The 25,509-nt window shown below is 54.7% G+C and carries 25 protein-coding genes; 7 read left to right on the forward strand and 18 right to left on the reverse strand.

Features of this window, described 5'->3' with window-relative positions; genetic code table 11:
* Positions 1-125 precede the first annotated feature (125 nt).
* From U4Y90_RS12240 to U4Y90_RS12255, 4 genes are all read left to right on the forward strand, one after another.
* Positions 126-1,013 (forward strand): hypothetical protein, encoded by an 888-nt coding sequence (locus U4Y90_RS12240; RefSeq protein WP_321794837.1) that lies wholly within the window; start codon positions 126-128, stop codon positions 1,011-1,013.
* Between the two features lie 174 nt (positions 1,014-1,187).
* The gene (locus U4Y90_RS12245; RefSeq protein WP_321794838.1) at positions 1,188-2,081 is read left to right on the forward strand and encodes a hypothetical protein; all 894 of its coding nucleotides are present in this window, start codon (positions 1,188-1,190) and stop codon (positions 2,079-2,081) included.
* A complete protein-coding gene (locus U4Y90_RS12250; RefSeq protein WP_321794839.1) occupies positions 2,063-3,157 on the forward strand; it encodes an AAA family ATPase in 1,095 nt (364 codons plus the stop codon). The genes U4Y90_RS12245 and U4Y90_RS12250 overlap by 19 nt, the downstream gene beginning before the upstream one ends.
* Positions 3,158-3,160: 3 nt before the next feature.
* Positions 3,161-3,805, forward strand: coding sequence for a 4Fe-4S single cluster domain-containing protein (locus tag U4Y90_RS12255; RefSeq protein ID WP_321794840.1), 645 nt, complete (start codon positions 3,161-3,163; stop codon positions 3,803-3,805).
* Between the two features lie 213 nt (positions 3,806-4,018).
* Here the strand turns inward: U4Y90_RS12255 and U4Y90_RS12260 are convergent.
* Positions 4,019-5,388, reverse strand: a protein-coding gene (locus tag U4Y90_RS12260; RefSeq protein ID WP_415749331.1) for an IS3 family transposase whose coding sequence is annotated in 2 segments (ribosomal slippage) — positions 4,019-4,908 and positions 4,908-5,388 — 1,371 coding nt in all. Because the reading frame shifts where the segments join, the coding sequence is not laid out codon by codon here.
* A 586-nt stretch (positions 5,389-5,974) separates the two neighbouring features.
* Positions 5,975-7,072, reverse strand: a complete 1,098-nt coding sequence (locus tag U4Y90_RS12265; protein ID WP_321794842.1) for a porin — start codon at positions 7,070-7,072, stop codon at positions 5,975-5,977.
* Between the two features lie 472 nt (positions 7,073-7,544).
* On the opposite strand from U4Y90_RS12265, the gene U4Y90_RS12270 reads away from it, so the two are divergent.
* Together U4Y90_RS12270 and U4Y90_RS12275 are read left to right on the forward strand one after the other, a co-directional pair.
* The gene (locus U4Y90_RS12270) at positions 7,545-8,504 is read left to right on the forward strand and encodes a hypothetical protein (protein WP_321794843.1); all 960 of its coding nucleotides are present in this window, start codon (positions 7,545-7,547) and stop codon (positions 8,502-8,504) included.
* An 88-nt stretch (positions 8,505-8,592) separates the two neighbouring features.
* Positions 8,593-9,693 carry a LacI family DNA-binding transcriptional regulator gene (locus tag U4Y90_RS12275; protein ID WP_321794844.1) on the forward strand — a complete coding sequence of 367 codons (1,101 nt, stop codon included), beginning with the start codon at positions 8,593-8,595 and terminating at the stop codon, positions 9,691-9,693.
* A gap of 68 nt (positions 9,694-9,761) precedes the next feature.
* Here the strand turns inward: U4Y90_RS12275 and U4Y90_RS12280 are convergent, their stop codons facing one another.
* The 16 genes from U4Y90_RS12280 to U4Y90_RS12355 form a co-directional block, all read right to left on the reverse strand.
* Positions 9,762-10,130: a DoxX family protein gene (locus U4Y90_RS12280; protein ID WP_321794845.1), complete on the reverse strand. Its 369-nt coding sequence runs from the start codon at positions 10,128-10,130 to the stop codon at positions 9,762-9,764.
* A gap of 91 nt (positions 10,131-10,221) precedes the next feature.
* On the reverse strand, positions 10,222-11,256 hold the full coding sequence (locus tag U4Y90_RS12285; RefSeq protein ID WP_321794846.1) for an aminoglycoside phosphotransferase family protein: 1,035 nt from the start codon (positions 11,254-11,256) through the stop codon (positions 10,222-10,224).
* 11 nt (positions 11,257-11,267) lie between these two features.
* Complete coding sequence (gene eno, locus U4Y90_RS12290) at positions 11,268-12,563, reverse strand: phosphopyruvate hydratase (protein WP_321794847.1); 1,296 nt, start codon at positions 12,561-12,563, stop codon at positions 11,268-11,270.
* Between the two features lie 39 nt (positions 12,564-12,602).
* Positions 12,603-13,568, reverse strand: coding sequence for a C-terminal binding protein (locus U4Y90_RS12295; protein WP_321794848.1), 966 nt, complete (start codon positions 13,566-13,568; stop codon positions 12,603-12,605).
* A 28-nt stretch (positions 13,569-13,596) separates the two neighbouring features.
* Complete coding sequence (locus U4Y90_RS12300; RefSeq protein ID WP_321794849.1) at positions 13,597-14,373, reverse strand: fumarylacetoacetate hydrolase family protein; 777 nt, start codon at positions 14,371-14,373, stop codon at positions 13,597-13,599.
* A 343-nt stretch (positions 14,374-14,716) separates the two neighbouring features.
* Entirely contained in the window at positions 14,717-15,646 is a 930-nt protein-coding gene (locus U4Y90_RS12305; protein WP_321794850.1) for a fumarylacetoacetate hydrolase family protein, read from the reverse strand.
* Positions 15,643-16,158 carry a VOC family protein gene (locus U4Y90_RS12310; protein ID WP_321794851.1) on the reverse strand — a complete coding sequence of 172 codons (516 nt, stop codon included), beginning with the start codon at positions 16,156-16,158 and terminating at the stop codon, positions 15,643-15,645. Before U4Y90_RS12310 ends, U4Y90_RS12305 begins: the two co-directional genes overlap by 4 nt.
* Entirely contained in the window at positions 16,155-17,222 is a 1,068-nt protein-coding gene (locus U4Y90_RS12315) for a CDP-6-deoxy-delta-3,4-glucoseen reductase (RefSeq protein WP_321794852.1), read from the reverse strand. The genes U4Y90_RS12310 and U4Y90_RS12315 overlap by 4 nt, the downstream gene beginning before the upstream one ends.
* 491 nt (positions 17,223-17,713) lie before the next feature.
* On the reverse strand, positions 17,714-18,358 hold the full coding sequence (gene maiA / locus U4Y90_RS12320; RefSeq protein ID WP_321794853.1) for a maleylacetoacetate isomerase: 645 nt from the start codon (positions 18,356-18,358) through the stop codon (positions 17,714-17,716).
* Positions 18,359-18,411: 53 nt separating this feature from the next.
* Complete coding sequence (locus U4Y90_RS12325) at positions 18,412-18,735, reverse strand: non-heme iron oxygenase ferredoxin subunit (protein ID WP_321794854.1); 324 nt, start codon at positions 18,733-18,735, stop codon at positions 18,412-18,414.
* A 9-nt stretch (positions 18,736-18,744) separates the two neighbouring features.
* Positions 18,745-19,218 (reverse strand): aromatic-ring-hydroxylating dioxygenase subunit beta, encoded by a 474-nt coding sequence (locus U4Y90_RS12330; protein WP_321794855.1) that lies wholly within the window; start codon positions 19,216-19,218, stop codon positions 18,745-18,747.
* Positions 19,219-19,220: 2 nt separating this feature from the next.
* A complete protein-coding gene (locus tag U4Y90_RS12335; protein ID WP_321794856.1) occupies positions 19,221-20,477 on the reverse strand; it encodes an aromatic ring-hydroxylating dioxygenase subunit alpha in 1,257 nt (418 codons plus the stop codon).
* Between the two features lie 50 nt (positions 20,478-20,527).
* Positions 20,528-21,406 carry a hypothetical protein gene (locus tag U4Y90_RS12340; protein WP_321794857.1) on the reverse strand — a complete coding sequence of 293 codons (879 nt, stop codon included), beginning with the start codon at positions 21,404-21,406 and terminating at the stop codon, positions 20,528-20,530.
* Positions 21,407-21,552: 146 nt separating this feature from the next.
* Positions 21,553-22,248: a fumarylacetoacetate hydrolase family protein gene (locus U4Y90_RS12345; protein WP_321794858.1), complete on the reverse strand. Its 696-nt coding sequence runs from the start codon at positions 22,246-22,248 to the stop codon at positions 21,553-21,555.
* A 15-nt stretch (positions 22,249-22,263) separates the two neighbouring features.
* Positions 22,264-23,304 carry a gentisate 1,2-dioxygenase gene (gtdA, locus tag U4Y90_RS12350; protein ID WP_321794859.1) on the reverse strand — a complete coding sequence of 347 codons (1,041 nt, stop codon included), beginning with the start codon at positions 23,302-23,304 and terminating at the stop codon, positions 22,264-22,266.
* A gap of 26 nt (positions 23,305-23,330) precedes the next feature.
* Positions 23,331-24,317, reverse strand: a complete 987-nt coding sequence (locus U4Y90_RS12355) for a 2Fe-2S iron-sulfur cluster-binding protein (protein WP_321794860.1) — start codon at positions 24,315-24,317, stop codon at positions 23,331-23,333.
* A gap of 115 nt (positions 24,318-24,432) precedes the next feature.
* Here U4Y90_RS12355 and U4Y90_RS12360 point away from each other — a divergent pair, with 115 nt between their 5' ends.
* The gene (locus tag U4Y90_RS12360) at positions 24,433-25,371 is read left to right on the forward strand and encodes a LysR family transcriptional regulator (protein ID WP_321794861.1); all 939 of its coding nucleotides are present in this window, start codon (positions 24,433-24,435) and stop codon (positions 25,369-25,371) included.
* The last annotated feature ends 138 nt before the right edge of the window (positions 25,372-25,509 follow it).

The raw sequence follows: 25,509 nt of genomic DNA on the forward strand, positions 1-25,509 counted from the left end.
ACAATAGCTTTACCGAACCATCATCGTTGTTGTCACGTGTCTTCGCCTTGGAAATCGACAGGTCAGCGACCTGCGGCTAATGTAACGAAGTAACGAAAATAGATAAAACTTCTTCAATTCATCCAATGCAACTCTATCACTACACATCCGTCACCTTGGCGGAGAGTATTCTCCATAGCGGATTAAAGCCCAGTACGCTCACTCGTGCCGATGGATCGATCATGAGAGGTGTGCTTTGGCTGACCTCTGACCCCGACTTCAACGGTCACGGATTACTTACTGGCAAGGAACGTCCGACAGACTCAGAGAAGCGCTACCTCGAGAAAGTGCAAGGCGGTCCGCTCAAAAATGAAGTGATGGCGGACAAGACCGCGATTCGAATACATGTCGACATCGAAGACGATGACCCAATGCTTCATTCATTTGTCGATTGGTCGAAGCGAAACGAAAGGCCAGGATACGCCAGGATCATGGGGTTATCTGCGTTGTACGACATCAAAGCGTTGAGCGACGCAGAACTGCAGCGCGCGTACAAACATGCCAAAACTAAAGAGACGACCTGGATGCTGTATTTCGGTAACGTTCCGCCAACTCAGATATCGGGAGTGTCAGCGCTGGCAGGAAAACAGTTTGTTCCATACGATTTCGAGCGCAATGGACGGGAGTCGTTGCGGGAGAACGGTTTGACCATTGTGAACGCAGATTCTCTTCACCGACTCCAAGACTTTCTGCCTCCACTCTACCAATTCGACCTCCCTAAGGCGTTTTGCATTTGCACCGACGTGAGCGACCGTCCGTTTGTGGTCATTCGAGGCGCAGGCTATCAGTTTTCTGTCGACTTAAGTAGCGGTGAGCTGCGCGAAGGTGAAGCTACGGCAACGATCCTGGCAGCAACGAAAGTGTGGGTCGGCGAACGCCAAGCAGAGCTAGAGGCTTGCTGGGAAGACGCGACAGAGACTTATTTTCGCTTCTATCCGGAAAAACGTTTGACGAGGGAGAGTAACCGCGGCTGACACGCGCAGTCAGACGAGGTCCGGAGCCGCCGTTGGCGGACCCGGCATTGAAGCGTTAATCAATAAGACAAGCGGCCGGTCCTACTAACCACAACATGCCTCGGCAAGCCAGCCGGATGTTCGCCCCGTCGTTTTGGGCCACCTCGTCGTGTCAGCCGTGACTACGATAAGTTCATGCTCGCGCCGGACGGTCTCTGTCCGCTGATTGAGGATCGCCTGACAGGTGCAGGTGAAAATCGCCAACGTCATGCAATACGCATATCTCAGGGCACCGGCTATGATAACGTTTTGGCCTATTTCCAAGCATTTCGCGAAGCCATGTCCGCCTATGTGAAGCCCCGCTGGTTAAGGGATCTGCTGCGCTTTCTGCCCTTGAAGAGCCAGTTCGTTCTGTCCGGAAACGTTCGCGACCTACAGGCCTGTGAGGTGGCAGCTGGAGTGGTAACGGCGCAGCCTCTCGTGAGCGCGCTGGCTGACAATCTCAGGGAGGCGGGTTACGCCCAGTTGGTGGTTTGGAATCCTGTGTCCGGCTTTACTCTTCCCGAAGAGCGCGTGCCTATTGATGAGCGCGGCGATGAGACGTTACAACGTCTCGGTCTGACGCCGGTCGGGGGTGCCGCGCCCGGCGGGATCGATGCGCTTGCAGCTTGTCTTGAGCGCCTCACTGCCCTGACCGGGCCACCAATAGCGCTAGTCGTTGACTTCGCCTCGCGACTCGCTGTTCGGACGGAGTCTTTGAGCGCGGCAGAACACAACCTCTTTACGCGGGCGCTTGTGCTCGCGCACGCGGTCAGCGCTCGTCCGGCAGGCGAGCAACGACGCCCCTTCTTTAACACCGTGATCTGGGTCGTCGACAAGGAAGGCGACTTGCCCGATTGGCTACTCATCGGCAACCCGCGAATCCGACATATCCCTGTATCCAAACCCGACAGCGCCGCCCGGCGTGCGCTTTTTCGGGCGCACTTCTGCGCGGTGTACCAGGCTCGCAGGGAGCTTCGTCGACGACCCTCGAAGAAGCCGAGTCGGCTTTTGTCGACGGAAGCGAGGGCTTGTTGCTTGCCGATATGAATGCGATCGCTACGCTCGCCCGAGTCGAAAACGTCCCCATCGAGAAAATCTCTGATGCCGTGAGGCGTTACAAAGTCGGGGTGACGGAAGACCCGTGGCTTCTGATTGGGCGGGAGAAGATACGCAACGCAGAACCCGTTATCCGCAAGCGCATAAAGGGACAAGCACACGCAGTAACGCATATGCTAGACCTTGTCAAGCGAGCGATGACCGGCGTAGGTTCGCAACGTAAGGGCAACCGGCCACGCGGCGTCGCATTTCTCGCCGGGCCAACTGGTGTTGGAAAAACCGAGCTAGCGAAATCGCTCACTGGTCTTCTGTTCGGCGACGAGAGCGCCTATATTCGCTTTGACATGTCCGAATTCAGCTCGGAGCATTCAGACCAGCGCCTCATCGGTGCGCCGCCCGGGTATGTCGGTTATGACGTTGGCGGTGAACTGACGAACGCGATTCGAGAGCGACCGTTTAGCGTCGTGCTTTTCGACGAAATCGAGAAGGCACACCCACGGATTCTCGACAAGTTTCTGCAGATTCTCGATGATGGCGTGCTCACGTCCGGTCGTGGTGACAGGGTCTACTTCTCCGAGGCATTGATCATCTTCACCTCTAACCTCGGAATCTACCGCGAGGACGAATTGGGCCAACGCGTGCCTAACGCGCTTGCCAGCGATTCCCTTGAGGAGATGGAGGAAAAAGTGCTCGGCGAGATCCAGCGACACTTCAAGTTGGTGCTCAACCGGCCTGAAATTCTGAACCGGATTGGCGAGAACATCATCGTTTTCGACTTTATCCGGGACGACGTCGCGCAGGAGATTTTCGACCAGATGGTGTGCGTTGTGCTTGAGGACATTGCATCACAAGGTATGGCCGTCGAACTCGATCAACCCTCCAGAGTGGCGCTTCAGCAACGGTGCCTCGGCGACCTCTCGAATGGCGGTCGTGGAATCCGTAACCAAATCGAGGCCCACCTTATCAATCCGCTCGCGCGAGGCCTGTTCGACCAGGACGCGAAGACGGGCGACCGGTTCCTGATTAAAGGTATCTCAAGCGGTGAGCTTCAGTTGCAAAGGCTTTAGGCCATGAACATCCATCTGTCGCGCTTGCACTTTCCCGTCAGGTCGTTGGGGCCGGGGCAACGTATCGGCATATGGTTTCAAGGCTGCAGTATTCGCTGCCCAGGGTGTATCTCAGCAGATACGTGGGCCGTCAATGGCGGAGAAACCACTCTCGAACTCGTCCTGGAGCAAGTACGCGCATGGCTACCGCACGCGGACGGTTTTACCATCTCGGGTGGAGAGCCCTTTGACCAGGCGGATGCCCTCGTCGCGCTCGTCCGCGCGCTGCGCGAGATGTCTTCCGGCGATATTCTCGTCTACAGCGGTCACCCTATCGAGTCGCTCGCAGGCATTCTTGCGCAGACAGACGGGTCGATCGATGCGCTCATCACCGACCCACTTGAACTCGATGCTGCACATACGCGACCGCTGCGAGGTAGCGATAACCAGCGCTTGCATTTCCTCACGAAGCTTGGTCGGGAGAGGTTTTCGCAATATGAACGCGGCCTTTGCAAGAGCGATAAGTCGCTGGACGTCATGTTTGACGAGGACGGTACCGTCTGGATCGCGGGGATACCGAACCGGAACGATTTTCACCGTTTGAGAGACCTATTGACAGATCAGGGCCACAGCGTCCAGATCAGCGCCGACAAAGCGCAAAACCGATAAGACAGGAAATGTCAGCAATGATGCGTTTTTGCCCGAACTGCAAGACCGAGCGGTCTGTAGAGGAATGGTTCTGCGCAGGCACCGTCGCCAGAGCCACGTGCAACTGGGACTTGTCCGGCCTGCCGATTCGAGCGCCGGGGTGGCGACCCCAGGGGGTGGTCACAGCCGAACACGCAAACATGAACCGAACCCAGAAAGTTGGACGACTGATAGTTATGCTGGAGCGAAACGAACTCGATATTCGACGGGGCTCAGCCCCTTCAGCTTCAGCTTGATACGCTCGTGGTTGTAGTAGTGAATGTATTCCTTCAGGCCTTTCTCAAGGTCGTCGAGATCGCGAAACTCGCCGGCGTAGTAGAACTCCGTCTTCAGGGTACCGAAGAAACTCTCCATTGCGGCATTGTCGAGGCAGTTTCCGCGCCGGGACATGCTCGGCGTAACCGCGCTCTGCTTCAGCAAGTGACGGTAGGTGGAGAGACGATATTGCCAGCCTTGATCGGAATGAAGCACCGGTCGATCTTTGGGCTTCAGCCTTGTGAAGGCTTTTCGAAGCATTGCCCCAACCATATCGAACAGGGGACGTCTTGCCATCTCGTAAGAGACGATCTCACCGTTATACAGGTCCAGTACAGGCGACAGATACAGTTTTCGGCCGGAGAGGTTGAATTCGGTCACGTCGGTCGCCCATTTCTCGTTAGGCCGCTTTGCTGCAAATTTGCGCTGGAGTAGATTGGGCGCCGCACGACCGACTTCTCCCCGGAATGGGCGAAACTTCCTGCCCCGAAGACATGACTTGATCTTCATCTGCCCCATTAGTCGCCGCACCGTCTTGTGGTTGATTAGCATGCCGCTCTTGCGGAGAACCATCGTGATTCGTCGATATCCATATCTGCCCTTGTGCTGCTCGAAGATCTTCTGAATGCTAGCCTTGACGGCAGCATACTTGTCGCTCATCTGCAGCACCTTCTGCTGGTAGTAAAAGGTGCTTCGAGCCAGGCCGGAAGCTCTCAACAGGCCCGCGAGCGGGTACAGCTGCCTCAGCTCAAGCACGATTTGCGCTCGTTCTCTTGCGCTTGCCGTTTGCTCGCTCGAACCGAGGCGTCGAGTTTTTTTAGGTACGCGTTCTCCAGACGAAGATAGTTCAGCTCGTCAAGAAGCTCTTCCCGGCTACGCACGGCGTCACCGGATGCCGCTGGTCGCGCATTGGGCTTGGATTTCTTCATCTTCCTATTGTGACAACCGCTGGAGCCAAAGGACAGCGCCTTAACGCCCCCCTCCTTGTATTGACGCTCCCAATTACCGATGACATCGGATCTACGTATGTCGAACAGCGCGGCTGCTTGACGATATGACAGACCGTCCTCTTGCACGCGCGCTAACACAGAAAGCTTGAAAGACGCTGAGTAACATTGTTTTCGCTTCGGTCGCAACCCGCTCGCGCCATGCGCCTTGTAAGCAGCTACCCACTGCCTGAGTGACGAAAAGTCAACAGCGTGACGCTTCGCGACTGCCCTCAGACTTAAATGGCCTTCACAATAATCCTTCGCTGCGGCGAGCTTGGTCTGCTCGTTATATTTTCCCATAAACCCCTCTCGGTTGATGTCCAACCTTTGGGGTTCGGTTCATTCATTTGGTGGGCACCAAAGTAGCCAAACTCAACGACGAAATCTACACGGTATTGAGGATTCGCTTACCGAGCAATGAGCCTCCATCCACTTTTCAGTGCCGTTGACGATATCCGAGTCCCACACTCGGCATTTTCGCATTGACGCCGTCTCGGGTCCGTCGAAGCAGGCGCTACACGGACCCAAACGGCCTTCAAATCCTTCAGCACCCCGCGGAGTTTCCGTAGCCTTAGCTCACACCACCTCATGTAATGGCCACGCGCACTTCGAACTGGAAGACTATCCATCCGCCTATGCGCCATGCGCTTTGGTTGTCACCTTAACGGTAAAAAGCCCGAGCCAACGCCGCTTTGATCTGGCGAATTAAGGGCCAGCATTCACGGCGTCGACTTTAGACCGTTCAAGACGCTCGCGACCAACCCATCTAATGATCTCCTTCTCGAAAGCACGGAAACCGTGGAGCCGCGCGAGTCGGCATCGCATGTAGGCAGTACCGTCACAGCCGGTTTCCGACTTTTCCTCGCTCACCGATTCACGAGCCTGGTTAGAATTTTTGCTGCAGTCCAACCATCGCTCCAAACTGGTTCGAACCGGGCCCAACGGAGCCACCGGCCGCTACCGGAAGCGCACCGTTTGTACTATTCAACATATAGCCCAACGAGGCATAAGCCGTCGTACGTTTTGAGAGGAGATAGTTCAGGCGGCTGATCAAATAAGTTGCACTGGTGTCTCCAGCGCTATTTGATGTGCGTCGCAAGTATCGCAGTCCCTCACCATCCACTGACAGAGAAGGTGTAATGAAATACGTCGCACCCAAAAAGAAAATGTCCGTTTGCAAGTGGGTAAGCGCAGCCTGATTATTTCTAACCCATCCGAAACCAACCTTGCCCCCGCCAAAAGCCCAATATCCACCGACGACCGTACGTGTGCTCGTATACGCAGAACTGTTCAAAGGCGCAGATGCACCGGTTCCGCCACGAGCTGCGTCGTACGAAGCTGCTACACCAAATTGAGCGGCGTCGTAGGCGAGCATTGCGGTGTACTGGCGGCAGGCGAGCATGTCGCCGGCCACCTGTCCAGCGCAGTTGGTCGCAGACGGTCCCGCGGGACCTGCCGCATCCCGACCAAAACTGTACGTGCCTCCGACCGTAAATCCCAGATACTTCAGCATGTATCCGATCGCGTTGTCGCTGCGGGCATTGGCAAGATACGGATCCAGATTTGGCATCGAATGTACAGATGGTCCAATCACATCGAGGTTCGCCAAGGTATATAACGTCATGTTCATCTGACGACCGAGGGTTAAGACGCCGTACTTGGTGCTCAACCCAACGTTCGCCTGGCGACCGAAGAGACGACCACCATAATTTAACGCGCCCGTAGCTGGCTGAAAGCCATTCTCGAGTACGAAGAAGATCTTATTTCCCCCACCAATATCCTCCGCGCCTTTCATCCCCCAGCGAGAGGGCAACTCGCCAGTCAAAGTTGGCATTCCGATCGACGACCCGCCCTGCGCAGTCGCGTGGTTGTAGTACGAAATGCCCGTGTCGACGATGCCGTACAAAGTTACATTGCTTTGAGCCACTGCGGAATTCGCAGCGGCAAACGAGAGGCTTGCCGCGACTGCCATCAGTTTCTTCATGACCTTCCGATCTCCTTGTTTCGCATACCTTAATTATCTTTTGAGCATCGGTCTGACATCGAGAGGTTGACATTCGAGACCAGATAAAGCGCGTTTTCCACCGAGGTACTTACGCTGCTTCGCTCGACTACGGAAGGCAGCCTATAGGCCAGTGCACACGTGGTCAATTAGGGGTAATTACCCGTATCGATCGAGAGCAAGCTGACATCAACGTGGAGAAGGACTATGAATCTCTAAAAGAGCGTTAGATAGGATATTAATCCATTTTCACTACTATTTTAAGAACTTAATTCTATTTTGTCTTGAGTTATAGAAGCGAATAAATTACCTCCGGTGATACTTTCTTAGGGTTTTTCATAGGCACACGTGTGCCTTATTGAGCACTAGACTGAGTTCAAGAGGGGAGTCTGCGGATTGATGTCGGACGCTCAGATAGGTACTGGCCGTTTTGTGAGACACGGAGGACAACAAAATGAATTCTCGTCGCGAAATGCTCAAGGCATGCGCAGCAGCCGGCTTCACCGCGATTCTCCACGGCTGCGATGGCGCCTCGGCTCGGCCCTCCGAGAATACGTCACCACCATTCCCCGATATCGCAGACACGACAGGAGCGTCGGCCGAGTTGGTTCAGTTCATGAAGGGCTTCTTTACCGCGAAAAGCAACCACAACGTCGAACAGACAATGTCGTTTTTTGCGCCGAACATGATCACTTATATAGATGCCATTCTTGGCTGGGATTTAGCGGGCTTTGCTGCCGTCGAATCCTTATTTCAGAAGTACATGCCCACGTGGCCTGCTGCGGCCAGATCCTATCCAACCCGCATCATCGGCGATCTCAACTCGGGAGCCACCGTTTGTTTCACCGACACACCGGAGCTGTTCGGTGGAGAAATACGTGCCATTGGGATTATCGACTTCAGCCAGGGAAAGATTGCGCGCTGGATCGACCATTGGGATTTTAATTCGTATTCGAATCAATATGGACTTCAACGCGCCACACTGACCGGTTATCGTCAGGACCAGGTTTCGGAGTCTGCATCGACCGTGCTACTCGCGTTGGCGACGAAATTGTGCTCCGCTCTGTCATTGGGAGACGTGACGGCGGTCGCGTCTATGTTCAGCGACGACGCTGTGTTTGAGGATATGGCGCTTCGCCTGCAAATTCTCGGGCGCATCGAAATTCAACGCTACCTCTCGAGAACGATTTCGCTGCTTCCGTATGGCGCTGGCATGAGCCTGCGCCATGTCGTAGGTGGCGCGGCCGGCGGCGGTTTCGAATGGAACGGCGGCAGCATATCTGCCGTTAGAACCGGAGCAACTTCGCTCCTCCTAGACAGTAATGATCATATCTCCCGACTTACCTCTGTTTATGATGGAAGTCTTCTGTCATCTGGCACTCGGTCCACCTTGCTGGCGGCGTCCGTGGACTGAACGATGGATCCCCACAGAACACTGATTGCATACTAATCTGGATTTCTACGTCACGTGCGTCCAGGGGAGTTACATGTTATAACGGGGCGTGTTCAAGGGAGACCGAATAAAGTTGAGCGAATCACAATCGATTGGCAAACGCCCGCTACGGAGCCGCTCTGGGGTCACAATCCAGGACATTGCTCGGGAACTCAACATATCTCACACGACGGTGTCGAGAGCGCTAGCCGACAGTCCGAAAATCAGCGCGCAGACGAAACTGCGGGTGCGCAAGCTGGTCGAAGAACTTGGCTATGTACCTTCTGCTTCGGCGAGAGTTATGCGCGGAGGGCAAAGCTCACTGATCGGACTTGTCATTCCTGACCTGCAAAACGACTTCTACGCATCTGTGGCAAAAACCGTGGCAGACTCGCTCGCGGCGCGCTCGATGCAGCTCCTCTTGTGCGTCACCGATGACGATAGCGATCGTGAACTGCGCGAGCTCCGAACCCTATTAGAAGCCCGCCCCTCCGGCATTATAATCGTGCCCAGCGCGACGCCTCGCCCTGAGACGATCTCGCTTCTGAAACATGTCGAGACGGTTCAGTTGATTCGAACGAGCGAGTTGCTTTCCGCACACTCCGTCGTAATCGATGACCGTGAAGGCGTCTTTCTCGCTACAAAACATCTCGTCAGCTACGGCCACCGAAGTATTGCCTACGTTGGAGGTGACCCAGTTCTAAGTACCGGGCGCAACCGGCTTTCCGGTTTTGAGAACGCTATGCGCGAAAGTTCGCTTGAGCCGGCGGCGATTGCACTGGGCCCCCCAAGACCCGAGTTTGCGCGGCATGCCGTCACATCCATGATGGCCGCCAAAAGGAAGCCGACTGCACTCGTCTTCGGTAGCGCCGAACTCACCTTGGGCGCGCTTCAGGCACTCCATGCGCTTCGATTGCAATGGCCCCAAGACGTTTCTCTTGTCGGATATCATGATCCTGCATGGTTTGAACTGACCTCCCATGGCATCACCACTGTTCGCCTTCCTGTCCATGACATCGCCGCTACCGCCGCCAGCGTACTCCTCTCGCGCGCGACCGGTTCTGCGGGTCGAGCCCCGGATTCCGAGCAGCCTGTGAACATCGAATTTACGCCGACGCTTGCATTGCGCGGTTCGACGGCACCGTACCGCAAAGCAGAAAGCGATAACTGAGCCTTGTACTCGTTCTGTAGGAATTGTTATTCAAAAGTGTAAGCTCGGTTTTTGGATCCAGCGTAACACTACCCGCGCTGTTCGGCTTCGAGATCGCGCTTATACACTATCCGTGAAAACGAGATTAACGCGACTAAGAGCGCTAGCGGAATCAAGGCGTGCCCGTACTCGCCATGCAAAACTACCGTGAGAATCGCCGCGGACGCGACGATCGCACCTAACATGATCCCGATCAAACGAGTTTTCGCACCGGCGAGCAAAAGAGCCGCACTGAGTTCCATCGCTCCCGTAACATAATGGAACCAATCGGGAAACCCCCATCGTTGATACTCGAGAGCCACCTCCTTCGGTGAGAAAATATTCAGAGAACAAGAGATCAGGAAAAAACCGATCAAAAACCATCTTGCTACCGATTCGGTAGTAAATCGAATCTTCATATTCAACTCTGTTTATAAATGGTTGAAACATAAACCAAACGACCACGCCCCCGAAACCCATTGGATATTTCGGTGGGGAAACCGACTATCGTCAAACGCCTGTTTGGCCTTCAAATAGCAGCAGGAAATTCTCGAGAATTTGAGCCAGGCGCGTTGTCGGTTTGCGCAATAATGACAGTGCCGCGCTCCGAACTAATTCTTGCTGAGCATTTTCCGTAAGATATTCGACGGGAGATTTTCCGTCGACACGCGCCAATAATAGGCCGGGAAGCAGCGCGGCAGCTCGTGATTCAAAGCTCGTTACGGATTCCCAATGCACATGCAAAAGATAGGATCGGTACAATTCGCTAAAACTCGCCGCTAACGCCCCTCGATCTGCGGGTCGAATCACCTGTTTAAGCAGCAGATGATTAAGACAGAATGCAAGATCGAACGCTGGATCGCCGTAGTTTGCGCACTCCGCGTCAAGTAAAACGGGACCGTTAGGACCGACCAATATGTTTTTCGGACTGACGTCGCCATGCACTACTGCAAGGTGAATGTCACGCGTTCGATCGACGATCTCCAGAAGTTCCCTTGCCACGGACGGATTTACCGTTGCGGCAGCGACGAGATACGGTTCAAGGCGCAGCGAATAGAAGTTTTCGTCTGCATCGAACTCCTTTGCGAGCGACTGATCACCCGCGCTCGCAGCGTGAAGACGGCCGACCAAATCACCTACGTTCCGCGCGGTTTCGACCGAGACATGGTCATGTAGAAGTTGATGTTTCCACACTGGATGGTGTTCCGGAGCCAAGAACTCCATCAGAATCAGGCCTTTCTCACGGTCGTGGGCAAGTGCTTGTGGAACGTTGGCCGGACAATGGCTGGCGGCGAATTTGAGCCATGCCCATTCGAAAGAATTCCGGCTCAACGGAGCCTGCCAGTCAGCGACGACCTTTAACGTCGGTCTGGCACGTTTAACACATACCGACCCGCTGACAAGATCGATCTTCCAGATATCCGACGACACCCCGCCGGTCAACGGCTCATAGCGCCCTGTCTCTCCTTGGCCGAGTAAGCCTTGGCTGCGCAAGAATTCGTCGAGCAACGGTTCCTCGAATACTTCGAATGGTTGCGAAATCAAAGTCAGTCTCCTTATGCCGGCCGCGTGATTCCAACCATACCTGCAAAAGGCGCGCGGCTCTCTTCCTCGATACGCAACAACTGGTTGTACTTCGCAAGTCGATCAGAACAACGCACCGAACCGATCTTTATCTGCATAGCTGCGGAACCCACCGCCAGATCGGCAATAAACGAATCTTCAGTCTCTCCAGATCGGGCCGATACCACAGGAGCGTAGCCCGCCTTGCGCGCTGCATCTATTACCGCGAGCGCACCGCTAAGAGTTCCGTTTTGATTCACCTTGACCAGCACGCCATTTGCGCAGCCTTCGTCGATGCCTCGTGCAACCCGGATCTGGTTTGTCGTGAAGAAGTCATCGCCGATCAACCTGACTCGATCTCCCACACGACCGGTAAGTGCCGCCCACCCGGCCCAATCCTCTTCGTCAAGCGGATCTTCAATGGAAACGATAGGAAACTCGTTAATCCACGACTCGACCATCTCAATCATTTCTCCGGAACTCGCCTCGCGTCCTTCCCGTGCCAGCACGTAGGTACCCTTTTCCCTGTCATAGAGTGCAGTCGCGGCTACATCGATCGCTATGACTACATCGCGCCCGGCCTGGAGGCCGGCTTCCTCAAACGCCTCCAGCATCAACCGAAGCGCAGCCGTGCCATTGGGACAGCCAGGGCTCAAGCCGCCTTCATCGGCTAAAAGCACAGGCAAACCTCGGCATGCACAAACAGACGTTGCTGCCGCACGCACGCGGCCGACCATTTCGATCGCCTCTTCAATCGAATGCGCCCCGGCGGGGATCGCGAGAAAATCCTGCACATCCATCCCCCGCCCGGCATGGAGCCCGCCACTTAGAATGTTCACCATTGGCATGGGCATGATCGGTTCGGCAGTGTTGGAAAGCTCGGCAATGTAACGATACAGAGGCTTGCCTTGGACTTTCGCAGCCGCGCGACAAGCAGCTAGCGATGTAGCCAGAATCGCGTTCGCGCCAAGCCGCCTCAGTTGAGTAGTGCCGTCCAGTCCGACGAGGTGCCGGTCGAGGGCGGCCTGGTCGGTAACGTCCATACCTTCGAGCGATGCCGCGATCTCGGAGTTTGCGAAAGCTACTGCGCGCTTTACGCCTAAACCGGCATAGTGCGCAGGATCGCCGTCGCGGAGTTCGAACGCTTCGCTTGACCCCGTCGACGCGCCTGAAGGCACCGACGCGCGACCTCGAGTTCCATCATTCAGGTAAACATCGACTTCGACAGTCGGACGGCCGCGAGAATCAAGAATCTGACGGGCCTTCAACGAACGGATATGAGTTTTCATTTGGAAAGAACTTTGAGTGAACCTGGGGGAAACGCCTCATCACCGAACGATGGGCCGATTGCAAGCGTTGTGCGGAATTGAACCGTTGAGGACGCGAACCGCTTCTTCGGTCGCGCGCCGACGGAGTTCCTCCAAGGACGCATCCGAAGAGAAAGCGACGTGCGGGGTCAATATCGCCCCTTGCTGCTCGAGCAACGCAGCCGGTACATCTGGTTCGGTTTCCAAAACATCCAGCGCGGCCGCCGATAGATGCCCGCTGTCCAACGCATCGATGACCGCGTCCGTGTCGACCACCGCGCCACGACTTACGTTTATCAATAGTCCACCGCGCCTCATCAGTGCAAGGCGTGCGCCGTTAATCAGATGATAGGTTTCGTCCGTCAATGGTGCATGAACGATCACAATGTCGCTATGCGCCATCAATAAATCAAGATCGACGAACCTGACATCGGGACAGTCTCCGGGAGGATATGGTGTGTTGGCTAGAATCGAGCAGCCAAACGCCTTCAGTCTTCTAGCGGTGGCACGTCCGATACGTCCGAAGCCGACGATGCCGCACGTCAGCGTCGAAATCCGTCGCAACTTCGCGGACGAGGGATCCCACCGTCGATTACGCACGTCACGGTCGAGCGACACAATTCCTCGACACCACGCAAGAGCGAACCCTACTGCGTGATCTGCAACCTCCTCGACGCAATAATCTGGCACGTTCGTCACCCAGACTCCATGCTCGGTTGCCGATGCGACATCTATGTTGTCGAGACCCACTCCCAAGCGCGCGACAATTCGAAGGCCATCCGTGCTCGTTATGGCTGCCGCGGAGACCTGCGCCCAACACGTTAGAATCGCAGACGGCCGATATTCCTTCACGAGCGCTTCTACGTGTTCGGCGGAGGAAGGCGCTGCCGGTCCACTGACCAGTCTGAATCCCGCTGACTCGACGATGGCACGTTCGATCTGATCATCAGGCCATGCGTAGTCAGTAAGTAAGATAGTTGTACTCATAGAAATGTCCGCAAAGGTGCACTCAAACCTAGATACATCGTACGCGTTGTACGCCCAAACCTTCGACGGTAGCTTCGATCAGGTCACCCGACTGCAAGAACCTCTGATGATGACTTCCGAACCCCGAGGGTGAGCCAGTACATATCAGGTCGCCCGGCTCCAGCCGGGTATGCTGAGCGAGATACGCAATCTGTTCGGCTACACCAAACAACATGTCTCCTGTCCACCCGTTCTGCATTACTTCACCGTTTAGCCGCAGACTCAGGCGAAGATCTTGTGGATCGTGTACGTCCCATGAAGGAACCAACCACGGGCCCACTGGCAGCCAGCCCGGTCTAGCTTTGGACTCTATCCAATCGGTGCCCATCACTTTCGGGTCGTTTCGAAAAATCCGCTCGCGCAGTGTGATGTCGTTTACGACGCAGTAACCAGCGACGTAATCCAAGGCTTCACCCACGTCGATCTGCCATGCCGTGCGCCCAATAATCACACCGAGCTCGACCTCCCAGTCAAGCGTGCGCATCTCTCCGGGTACTTCGAGCGCCCCCCCTGAACTAGCCACGCACTGGTGCCCTTTCGAACAAACATAGGGACGACCTTCGAGAACGCGACGTTCGATCATCGCAGTGGCTTCAGCCACCCTCCGGGGCGCTCCCGGACCGCCTGGTCCGTCTTCTGCGTCGCGAGCCGCCTCCAGTATCTGATCGCGGTAGTTCCCAATCGTGCAGAAGACTTGAGCAGGGTTAGCAGGCGCGTGCATTACCATATCGGTTGCCGGCACGCCACGATTCTGGATATCGACCAATGTTCGGGTATCGCTACACAACTCACGCAAGGACTCAGAAGAAAGCGCCCATCCAGCAAAAACATCTCGTATCGACCTAAACTCGGTGGAGATTCGATGCGTCCACCACGAAAGCGCAAGCACCCGGCCATCGTGCAACAAAGCGGGGAACGCGGTACAACCTGCAATCGAAGCATTTACGAGGACGGGAGGCATGGTCAGGATTGGAAAAACCTAAATTGCTGTTGCAACCGCGTTGCTCGCGGTACGAAGCGGTTTTCGCGAGACTTCGGAAAGAGGCATCTCTTGTCGGCCGTCCGAGCTCTCCAGCAGCACTCGACCGACATACGGCTAGACATCAGATCTATTTAGATAAGGGTGACTGAATGACCACTTCCATATCGCCGATCACGTCCGACATAATTTTCACGCGGTCACCTATCGCTAATGATTCGCCGCGCGGTGCACCCACTCCGGCTGGCGAACCGGTGAACAGCAGATCGCCTGCCTCGATCCCGATCGCCCTACTTACTCCGGCAATCTGCTCCCTCAACGAATAAATCATGTCAGACGTGCTCGCGTCCTGCTTTATTGTGCCGTTGACGGAAAGTCGGAACGGAATTGCATCTCCGTTCACAAAATCCTTCGGTACGATCCAGGGCCCGACGGGTGTTGAGCGGTCCTGGCATTTTCCAAGTGAAAAATCGAATCGGAACGGCAATTGCGGATTAACCGAAGTGAAATGATCACGGGCAGTAAAGTCGATACCAAGCGTATAACCAGCGACCAGATCCATCGCATCGTCCGGTGAGACGTTACGCCCGCTTCGACCAAAAACCACGACGACTTCCGCCTCCCAGTCGAAATCACGACATCCGGGCGGCAAATGTACACTGCGGCCAGGGCCCGACAGCGCAGTAGTTGCCGGTTTAAGGAAAAAAAATGGGAAGCTTCCGGGTGCTTTTTCGAACTTGACACCCATCTCCTTGAGGTGATCTGCGTAGTTCGCACCAACACAAAAGACCTTTCGCGGATATTGGATAGGTAAGTCCAACTCAACATCGTGCTCATTCCACGCGTGCACAGAGGAAACAACGCCGGACTCGATAAGCTGCGCAATTTCTTTCAGCTTGGGAAGCGTTGCATCCCACTGCTCAAATATCCCCGCGACGGTTCGTGGAACGACGAAGCCATACGTCTCACCAATCTCATCCAGGCGCCAGAATCGTCGATTGACCTGCAAGCAGGGATATACGCTCCCACCGTGACGCACAGACGCAATAGAAAAACTCATTCTGCTCCCCCCGTAACTGGCTTGCCGTCCGCAGTAAACCGATCACCAAATTCGAACATATCGTCATGCTGGAAGTCGGGATAGTATTGAATCTCCCACCAGTTACTATCGCGGTCCTCAAGGTAGAACGAGTACACACCGTGGCGATGCTCAGGCGACATCATCTCCTTGATCCCATACTTGTCCTTTTGGTCGAGTGCAGCCCGGTAGGCGTCGTTCACTTCCGCTTCCGAGGTTACATCAAGGCCCCAATGATTGTGGAGGTGGCAAGGTCTCGACTTGTCGCCAGCCTGGATGCATACCACATGGAACTTTAGACCGCATCGGAACGCCATCGAAGTAGTGCCGTGCTGGACACACTCCAATCCGAGAAAGTCCTCATAAAAGCGTCGAGTAGCCGCCATGTCCGCGCACTCGAGCGTTCCATGCGATAGCACGTACGGTTTAACCGCCGAGTTGCGCGTCGACGTCTCGACCACACCGTCGTCGATGTATTTTCTGATCTCGCTCATACCATCTTCTCCTGTTCTCTGTTCGTCTCTGACGCCAGTTCCCGCGCAGACAGGAACTCATCTGCAAAAAACTCTTCCTTATGAAGTCGACAAAGCGACGTGAACTCGTCGCGCGCAGCTTCAACCATCAGGGGAGATCCGCACGCATAGACCTGATAGCCGGACAAGTCGGGGTAGTCCTGCAAAACTGCCCGATGGACGAACCCTCTTCGCCCTCGCCATTCGGTTACTTCCTTAGGCGCTGACAAGACTGGAATAAAACGGAAATTCTCGAACTCTCTCTCCCATTCTCGTACCAGTTCATACAGATACAGATCTTCGAGGGTTTTCCCCCCCCAATAGAAATCGATAGGGCGCGATCGATTTATACCGAGTTCAAATGCCTTGGTCAGCATCGCCTTCAAAGGTGCGAAGCCGGTTCCCGTCGCCAACACAATGACTGGCTTATTCGAATCTTCTCGCAGGAAGAACGTGCCGAGCGGTCCCTCGATCTTCAGAAGATCCCGGACCCTCATCTTCTCGAACACCCAGTCTGTAAAAACTCCGTTGGGGTGATGTCTGATGTGGAGATCGAACTCCGCGCCACCTTCGACCTTCGGAGCTGTGGCAATCGAATAGGAGCGACGACGGCCGTCGGGAAGAAAGACCTCGATATACTGGCCGGCCAGATACAACAGGTTTTCGTTCATCGGCAGACGCAAACTGACTACCGCCACATCGGGGGCCGGATACTCGACCTTCGTTACGCGCGCAGGGGTAACGCGCGAACGCACGCCCGCCAGGCCCTTTAGTTCTTGCGCGTCGATCACGAGATCGCTTTGCGCGATGGCCTGACACATCATCGCGTAACCCTCACGGCGCTCGTTCTCGCCAAGGTACGCCTGTGACGAGCCACCGTGATCTACGCTACCTTCCAGAACCCGACATTTGCACGTACCGCAAATCCCGGAACGACAACTATAAGGTAACGCCAGCCCCGCCTCCAGACCAGCCGCGAGTATGCTTTGCCCCGGCTTCGCGTCGAACGTCTTTCCACCTAAAGACAGATTGATTTTATGCATCATTAGTCTGTGCCTCAAAAAGCCCCGGTGCGATGTGTATCTGTACCGATTGGCTTCAAACTGAACATCGCGTCACGCGCCAACCATCGCTAACTGTTTCATGCTTTCTAACTAAAGCGACCCTTCCGTGCCGTAATACCCACTCCGGGTCCACCTTTGCGCGACTCCTTGCGCATGATTCGGCGGTACGCAGCGTTATCAGACCAGTCCGCCAGAGTTTCAATTTATCGCTCATGCACACGTGTGCCTATCGGGGTTTGTACCACCAAAAACCGCAAGTTATGGAGCCCAATGCCGAGTCGCGAACTCAACGTTGTCCAAGTCTGCGCGAAGGCCGTCCCGCAGTACAACGGTCTCCAACATACAAGAACGATCGTCGGGAAAAATCATCGGATGATTCATCCGAAGCAGTTTATTGCGAAAGATTATTCCGGATACATTGATCAGTTATACTAACCGATATCTGGATGCGGCCTGATTCTGATCGTGCTCACCTACTCCGCGTCCGGTTGTAACGCAGGATGTGCGCGACGGAAGGCGTCAATCTCGTTGCAGTGACCTTCGATGCGGTGCAAGGTCGGATATCGAGCCACATCAACTCCGAACCGGCGTGCGTTAAATAACTGCGGAATCAGATAGCAATCCGCCAAGGTCGGTTCGCTACCGAAGCAAAAGGGGGTGCCATCAGTCGCCTTTTCAAGTTGAACTTCCAGAGCTGACAGACCCGTCTCGATCCAGTGCCTCGCCCATGCTTCCCGGGTTTCGCCGGAAACACCTAGCGTCTCGGTCAGGTACTTGAGCACACGGAGGTTGTTGATCGGATGAATTTCACACGCAATATATTGTCCGAACTGACGAACCTGAGCCCTCCCAATTTCTTCGGCTGGCAGCAATGGCGGATCGGGATAACGCTCCTCCAGATACTCGAGAATTGCAAACGACTGTGAAACACAGAGTGCACCATCCTGTAAAACGGGCACGAGTTGTTGTGGGTTCAGAGACGAAAAGCTGGCGCTAAATTGCTCGCCACCATTGCGATTTAGATGAACTGGAACATAATCGTAGGGCAAGCGCTTCAGATTGCATGCGATGCGCACTCGATACGACGACGAACTGCGAAAATAATTAATTAGTCTCACGATAGACCGCCTTCTTTAAGAAGCTAAAGCGCAACATAGCTCCATCTTCACTATCAGCCGATTTCAGGCACCTCGACGAATACATCGCCATCCACCACTTTTATCGGATATGTCCGGACGTCCTCGGTCAGTGGTTCGCACGTCGCCCGGCCAGTCCTGACATCGAAACGCCCCTGGTGCAAAGGACACTCGATCTCATGCCCCTCAAGAAAGCCGTCGGAGAGCCTGGCGTGACCATGTGTGCAGAAAATGTGAGTCGCGTAAACCTCTTCGCCGACACGGCAAACTGCAAGTTCGAGATCACCGATTTTGGCTGCGGTTACGTCATCGGACGGCAGAGACTCCAATGGCGCAACCTTAATCCAGTTTGATTGCATGCCGTTCCCTCAGATCGGATAAATAATAGAGTTAGGAATCATCTCACTATCGAATACGCACAAGCGCGACTCAAATCTCAGGCCGGCAGTCGTTCGTTTAACAACGTCAATGTAGCGGCCGACGTTGTACGGTGTCGTCAAGCCGTCCGGTTTAGTTCGAAACACGGCGTAGCTTGCTTGAGATTCAATTACGTCGGCATCGATTCGCGTCACACGTGGAATGCCAACCAGATGCCGCTGATAATACGGATCGTGGAAGATCGTCTCGGTCGCTCCAAATACTCTGTCTTTCAACATCCCGCGACTCTCGAAAGCGAGCGTGGCAAGTGGAAGTCCACGTTCGAAATTCTCTCGAGGCTGAAGCTTGTACGAACATGTCTCGGTGAAGAAGTCCGGCCACTTGTGCCACTCGCCTTCGTCCAACGTCGCACAATAATCGGCGTACAAGGCGAGAAGTTCCGTCCATGTCTCAAAGTCAAGCATAGTCAGATCTCCATGACGCGGCGCCAGTAAGCGTACATCCCGCGAATAAGGGTCTCGGTGACCATATGGTCCGCATCAGCGACGTCACGCCCGCCAAGTTCTGCGATAACCGCCTGGTCCGAGATCTGCTCAAAACTGTCCTGCGCAAACTCGATCACCTCTCCGTCATCAGCCGACACAAAACCTGCTGGACCGAACAAATTCGCCTGTCGGAGACGCCGCTGCGTCATTTCCGGGGTGTCATCCTCGAAGCCGAAATGCGTCCATACAAACTCGAACGAATCCGTTCCGGTAGGTTGAATGTGTCTCGTGGAAAGTGAATTGACCTGCTGCTGGATAATGACGCTAGGGAACAGCGTAATCATGACCGCGGTGGGCCCGTTCCACCAGGGTTCGTAGACGACGTCAAGAAGCCTGTCGTCGTTGAGCGTCATCCCTTCCTTGAAACTGGTGACACCACTCGTAACATCGGCCTTTCCGCCACCGCCCCGGGTTGAAATCATTGCTGCATGACGTGCATGACTATCCATCTTCATTTCAGACTTGTTGTCAGCCCGCCAAAGTCCAAATGTCACAAACCACGTATGAAGGAGGCCTGGGTGATAGGGGTCCTTGATATTCTCCTGCATGAGTTTCCAGTTTCCGGGTATCCTTTGCCGGTTATACCCGAGCACCACCAGTTTTCGACCGTCGAATAGCCGGTCGAAGTATTTGAGAATTACTGGCCCCAGGTACTCTTCAAGCGGAACGGTATCGTGGTCGAACGAAGCGAAAATAACTCCGTTTCGAACAGACACTTTAAGCTTTGTCAGAGAGTGTTGCTTCGGATCGAAGTCAGCCGGCATTCCCCCATTAACTTTCCCATCCTGTTTGACCCCGCGACGAAACGGCACACCCGTCAGATTGCCCTTCAAATCGTAGTTCCATTGATGATACGGGCAGGTAAAATCCTTCCGATTTCCAAACTTTTCCCGGCAAAATCGTACTCCCCGATGGGCACAAACGTTCTCCACTACATGAATCTCACCGTCCGTCGAGCGCGTTGCTATCACCGAGCGTTCACCAACGACCGTCCGTTTGAAATCACCCGGACTCGGTATCTCTGCTTCAAGTCCGATGTAACACCAATGCGCCGAATAGAATAGCCGTTCGAGCTCCCGGCGATAAATGTTCTCATCCGAGTACACCCAAAACGGGATCCTGCTTGACCCGTCGTCGCGCCATTCGGGCTGTGATGGTGCCAGTGCAATCTTTTCCATCTCAGTCTCCACTTGATATCCCCATATATGCATGAGCGTTCCGACCAGCTTTAGCGATGCGCCGCGTCGATCAGCAAACGACGTGTCGATGCAGGCAGACGCTTACTGTCATAGGTAGTCGTTAGCCGATCGATATGGCCATTCGCGTCAAGCTCGATAACGGAGATGCCAGATCTCACGTTACTGGCATGCGACGCCCGCCATTCGTAGCCACCGCCCAGGGCGCCACCCAGGACGTGCCGGACGCATGCATCCTTTCCAAACGGAGCAATTTCCCAGATACGAGAGATGTAAGCGCCGATAGCCCGGCGGCCAGTAATGAGGGTACGCGACGCCATGTCTTCGTAGCGGGCATCGAAGGAAAAGAGTGTTGCAACTTTTTCCGAATCCCCGCTTGAGACTGCGTGATGCAGCTGATTCACCACGTCCGAGATAGCGAGATCGAGTCTCCCGTCTGGCCGTTCACCCGCGAAGGTTCCCGGATAATGGTCTTCCGGACATTGCATCTGATCACGAAGGACGGGATCGAAGTCTGCACTGTCCCAATAGTCCACCCACCGGGTAACTTTGCCGTTTGCGAAATCGACCGCCGCAATAGCCTGAATCTCGCTCCCGAACAGTTCGGGTGTATCCGACAAAACGACTACTGCACTATTGTGGTCGCCGATCAAACGCAACGGATAAGATCGGCCCACTCCCCAAGATGGCATGTAATTGGCGAGAACGCCGCGCAGCGACTCATAGTCGTTGAACTGCCATCCCAGAATCGCGTCGGTGTAGGTGAGCAGTTCTTTGGAAAACTCACCCATAAAGGCATCGACGTCATGGCTATTTTTGGCGGCGAAGTAACGCTGTAACTGCACGATCAGTCCCTGCGATGCGTGCGACGTGTCGAGATCAGGTTGAGGATACGGTGCAGAGCGATTCATACCGCCGTCTCTGTCGAAGTGTACGTTTGACATTTTTATCCCGTGTTGATGGAATAACTGGAAAGAAGTCTTCGGGCGATGCAACCTATTCTGGCCACACGTCTCGTTTATCGGATACCGTTAGCGTGACCAGCTACTCGCTTCGCTTAATCGTCGACGCGCACCTGAATCTGCCCCAACTTCTCGATCGCGGCAGTCATTAGATCGCCTCGGACTACCGGACCGACGCCCGCCGGCGTGCCCGTCATGATCAGGTCACCGGGTTCAAGCGCATCGAATTGCGACAAATGAGCGATCGACTCTGCGACCGACCAGATGAGTTGAGAGACGTTCGAGAGCTGTTTTACCTGCCCATTCACGGCGAGCTTGATAGACGCGTCGTCAATTGGACGGCCTTCTGCGCGATGAATCGGGCCGATGGGTGCGGACTTCGAAAACGATTTACCGAACTCCCATGGCCGGCCTTTCTCGCGGGCCTCCAGTTGAAGGTCGCGACGGGTCATATCGAGCCCGACGGCGTAGCCGAAGACGTGTTCGTTTGCATCCGCAGAATCTATGTCGCTCCCCCCTTTTCGGATAGCAACCACCAGTTCGACTTCATAATGGAAATTTTGCGTTTTTGAAGGGTAAGGGATCGAAATCTCACCCTTGCCGGCCTGAACGATTGCGTTAGCTGGCTTCATGAAGAAAAAAGGTGGATCTCTCTCAGGATCCTTTCCCATTTCTCGAGCATGTTCTGCATAATTTCGACCAATGCAGAAAATTCGGTTAATGGGGAATCGGGCCTCTTCACTTGCGACAGCAAGCGAATAAACCGCCGGCGGGGGAAAAATGAACGCCATGTCACCACCTGTGTCTTAAGAAAGTTTTTCTTCGCGCCACAGCCCGAGCACACGCTGGACTGGACGATCCGAAAAGCTGAACAGAATCGCATCGCTAGACGCGCGGAATTGATGAACAGACCACGACGGGACCACCAGTACGTCGCCTCTGGAGAAGCTGAACTTCTGTTCGCCAATTAGAGCGGTTCCTTCGCCTTCGAGACATACAAAAACCGCGCTGTCGGTACTCCTGTACGGGCGGGCCTCGAAGCCCGACCTGAGTCGTCGCACAAAAGCACCGATGGTCGGCATGGGCGACGCCCCGGTGGACGGATTCACAAACCGGAATGCATGACCATGCCACGGGTCGATCGCGCTGCCATCAAGCTCAAGAAGCGCAGTGCGTGTTTGACTATAGGGATATACGAACACGGGCGTTGGGTCTGACGAGCTCTGGAAGAAGTCCAGCGGCACCATGTTTTTCCCGTATCGGCGGAGTGCTTCTCCCTCGGCCCTTTCTTCGATCTGCGTTTGCACGGTGGCCTTCTCGGCGAAACCTGCATCGAGAGACTGGACCAGCGGAATATCCAACCCGTCGAGCCATACGACTGGTTCATCGCCCGTATTTCCGTGGTCGTGCCACGTCATCGCAGGGGTAATGATGAAATCCCCGCGTTTCATCGTTGTGCGCTCACCATTCACAGCTGTGTATGCCCCCTCTCCATCCAGGACGAGACGTAACGCGGATTGTGAATGTCGATGGGCCGGAGCAACCTCGCCTGGCAGGATGAGTTGAAAGCCTGCATATAAACTTTGGGTGATGCGCGAATGTCCACGTACTCCGGGGTTCTCCAGGATCAAAACGCGCCTTTCAGCCTCCGAGGCAGAAATCAGGCTTCCCGAGCGGAGAATAATATTCCGCAGAGCGCTGTAGTTCCAGATTGCCGGAACGATACTGGGGCGCGGATGAGCAGGCACGAGCGAGTGCAGCACTTCCCAAAGCGGCGTCAAATTTTTTTCACCGATCACTGAATAATATCTAGTGCGATCGTCGTCGTTCGACGATAAGACTGTCATTTTTTGCTCCGTTCGGTTTGGATTGGTCAGACGCCGCTCGGATAGAACGCGTCGGCGTAGATATGTTCCCGTTTGACTCCCTTACTGGCGAGCACCAAGGTCGCGGCGTCCACCATCAACGGCGAGCCTGCGACATACGCGTGCCAGCCATCCATCGTGACCCAGTCCTCCTCCAGTGCTTTGGTAACAACTCCCGTTCGCCACTGACTCTCTGCCGAACCTGAAGCAACCACGATATGTACGTGAAGATCGGCGTGCAGACGCTGAAGCTCCTGCAACCACTCAACACCATAAATGTCGTTCGATGCACGAACGCCGAAATAAACGTGGACGGGGTTTCCCATTCCCTCTGCAATCACGCCCCGTATCACCGACAGAACCGGTGCAAGCCCCGTCCCTCCCGCAATACATACGATCGGGCTCTTGTGACTGCGGCGAAGATAGGCAGTTCCGAGCGGACCACTCACCCGGACCATATCGCCCTCCTTCAAGTCCCGCGCGATGTAGGAAGTCACACGGCCATCAGGGATAAGACGAATGTGAAATTCGAGTTCGCCTTGCCCGTGTGTGCAAGCCATCGAATACGGACGGATGTGTTCTGGCGTGAACTGCAGGGTCGCGTACTGCCCAGGAGAGAATTCCAGTGGCTTTCCTAGGGCTAGGCGTACCTGCTTGATATCGTGAGTCAGGTTTTTGAGTTCAAGAACCCTTGCTTTGATGACTCGTGCGGGGTGCACGACAATTTCGTCGGATTCGGGAATCTCGATAGCGCAACTCTCTACGAGCGTCGTTTGGCAAGCCAGCACCGAGCGCCCCTCGTTCATAGGCGACACAGAACGCTCGGGCCCGCTCTCGTGCACGTGTCCTGCCACGATCTTGCAGCGACATGTACCGCACCTTCCGGCCATGCAGCTGTACGAAATCGGGATTTCATTGTTGCGAAGCACGTCGAGCAGGTTTGCACCCGCTTGAACTTGCAGCGTTCGCTGTAACGGCAAGATGGCAAGTTCCATGGCTTGCTTGGTCTCCAAAATTTTCGACTAGTGTTCCTATCTTGATCGATTTGTTACTATTGATAAATAGAAGTTTGTGAATGTTTCACATCACTCAAATTAATAAAGGTGCCACATGGAGCTTTGGGATGTCGACTTGAACTTGCTGGTTGTCTTCAATGAACTACTGCACCGGCGTCGAGTTTCAGCCGTTGCTAGCGCTCTCGGAATCTCGCAGCCTGCAGTCAGCAATTCGCTTCACCGCCTGAGAAATCTTCTAGGAGATGAGTTGTTCTTGCGGACTGCTAAAGGTATGGTGCCAACCCCACTTGCAGAGCGGCTCGCCGAGCCGATCGGTTATGCTCTTGGGGCAATACACAGCTCTCTCAACGAGAAATCGAGTTTCGATCCTGCCACAAGTACTCGAAACTTCACTGTCGCAATGAGTGACATCGGAGAGATATATTTTCTTCCGGCGCTGATGGAGATCCTCGCGCGAATCGCGCCAGATGTGACGATAAGCACGGTGTGGAACGCGAGCGTTAACCTTCGAGAAGAAATGGAAAGCGGTAATGTGGATCTGGCCATCGGATTTGTGCCAGACCTCAAAACGGGATTTTTTCAGCGCCGACTATTCAAGCAACGTTATGTTTGTCTGTTTCGACGTGGCCATCCCCTCGTTGATGGCGGACTATCGTTGAAAGCATTTCGCGCCGCTCAACACATCGTTGTTGTGGCAGATGGAACCGGCCACAGCGCTGTTGATGAAGTGATACAGCGCTCTGGCGTTGAAAGAAACGTGCTCCTGCGTGTGCCGCACTTTGTTGCAGTCGGACACATTCTTCAGACTACCGACCTGATCGCCGTTGTTCCCGCGGCGTATGCGGAACGCACACTACAACCATTTGGCCTGGAGGCGTCACCCTGTCCAATCAAGATACCGGACATTGTCATCAACGTTCTTTGGCACGCAAAAAACCATCGCGAGCCCGGCAATCAATGGATACGGCAAATGATATTCGATAGTTTTTCTGACCTACCATCAGGTTTAGTCGGTAAAGCGCCTAGAGCATGAACTTAGCAGTTAGCAATCTGAAGCTTATACTTTTGGTCCAGAAACCGAATGCAGAACGAACGCTTCGACTCGATGAATCGTGTTTGAGTACGGCTACACAACGGCAAGTCGTTTGAGACCAGAATTGTTGGTCTCGTT

It is taken from the genome of Caballeronia sp. J97 (assembly GCF_905220305.1).
Taxonomy (GTDB): Bacteria; Pseudomonadota; Gammaproteobacteria; order Burkholderiales; family Burkholderiaceae; genus Caballeronia.

What these genes read in the sequence shown, in the direction of transcription:
- eno (WP_321794847.1), bottom strand. Translation starts at nt 12,563, where the DNA reads ATGAAAACTCATATCCGTTCGTTGAAGGCCCGTCAGATTCTTGATTCT.
- U4Y90_RS12280 (WP_321794845.1), bottom strand. Translation starts at nt 10,130, where the DNA reads ATGAAGATTCGATTTACTACCGAATCGGTAGCAAGATGGTTTTTGATC.
- U4Y90_RS12245 (WP_321794838.1), top strand. Translation starts at nt 1,188, where the DNA reads ATGCTCGCGCCGGACGGTCTCTGTCCGCTGATTGAGGATCGCCTGACA.
- U4Y90_RS12305 (WP_321794850.1), bottom strand. Translation starts at nt 15,646, where the DNA reads ATGAGTTTTTCTATTGCGTCTGTGCGTCACGGTGGGAGCGTATATCCC.
- U4Y90_RS12340 (WP_321794857.1), bottom strand. Translation starts at nt 21,406, where the DNA reads ATGAATCGCTCTGCACCGTATCCTCAACCTGATCTCGACACGTCGCAC.
- U4Y90_RS12295 (WP_321794848.1), bottom strand. Translation starts at nt 13,568, where the DNA reads ATGAGTACAACTATCTTACTTACTGACTACGCATGGCCTGATGATCAG.
- U4Y90_RS12360 (WP_321794861.1), top strand. Translation starts at nt 24,433, where the DNA reads ATGGAGCTTTGGGATGTCGACTTGAACTTGCTGGTTGTCTTCAATGAA.
- U4Y90_RS12265 (WP_321794842.1), bottom strand. Translation starts at nt 7,072, where the DNA reads ATGAAGAAACTGATGGCAGTCGCGGCAAGCCTCTCGTTTGCCGCTGCG.
- U4Y90_RS12315 (WP_321794852.1), bottom strand. Translation starts at nt 17,222, where the DNA reads ATGATGCATAAAATCAATCTGTCTTTAGGTGGAAAGACGTTCGACGCG.
- U4Y90_RS12255 (WP_321794840.1), top strand. Translation starts at nt 3,161, where the DNA reads ATGAACATCCATCTGTCGCGCTTGCACTTTCCCGTCAGGTCGTTGGGG.
- U4Y90_RS12355 (WP_321794860.1), bottom strand. Translation starts at nt 24,317, where the DNA reads ATGGAACTTGCCATCTTGCCGTTACAGCGAACGCTGCAAGTTCAAGCG.
- U4Y90_RS12345 (WP_321794858.1), bottom strand. Translation starts at nt 22,248, where the DNA reads ATGGCGTTCATTTTTCCCCCGCCGGCGGTTTATTCGCTTGCTGTCGCA.
- U4Y90_RS12310 (WP_321794851.1), bottom strand. Translation starts at nt 16,158, where the DNA reads ATGAGCGAGATCAGAAAATACATCGACGACGGTGTGGTCGAGACGTCG.
- U4Y90_RS12325 (WP_321794854.1), bottom strand. Translation starts at nt 18,735, where the DNA reads ATGCAATCAAACTGGATTAAGGTTGCGCCATTGGAGTCTCTGCCGTCC.
- U4Y90_RS12240 (WP_321794837.1), top strand. Translation starts at nt 126, where the DNA reads ATGCAACTCTATCACTACACATCCGTCACCTTGGCGGAGAGTATTCTC.
- U4Y90_RS12330 (WP_321794855.1), bottom strand. Translation starts at nt 19,218, where the DNA reads ATGCTTGACTTTGAGACATGGACGGAACTTCTCGCCTTGTACGCCGAT.
- gtdA (WP_321794859.1), bottom strand. Translation starts at nt 23,304, where the DNA reads ATGACAGTCTTATCGTCGAACGACGACGATCGCACTAGATATTATTCA.
- U4Y90_RS12335 (WP_321794856.1), bottom strand. Translation starts at nt 20,477, where the DNA reads ATGGAAAAGATTGCACTGGCACCATCACAGCCCGAATGGCGCGACGAC.
- U4Y90_RS12270 (WP_321794843.1), top strand. Translation starts at nt 7,545, where the DNA reads ATGAATTCTCGTCGCGAAATGCTCAAGGCATGCGCAGCAGCCGGCTTC.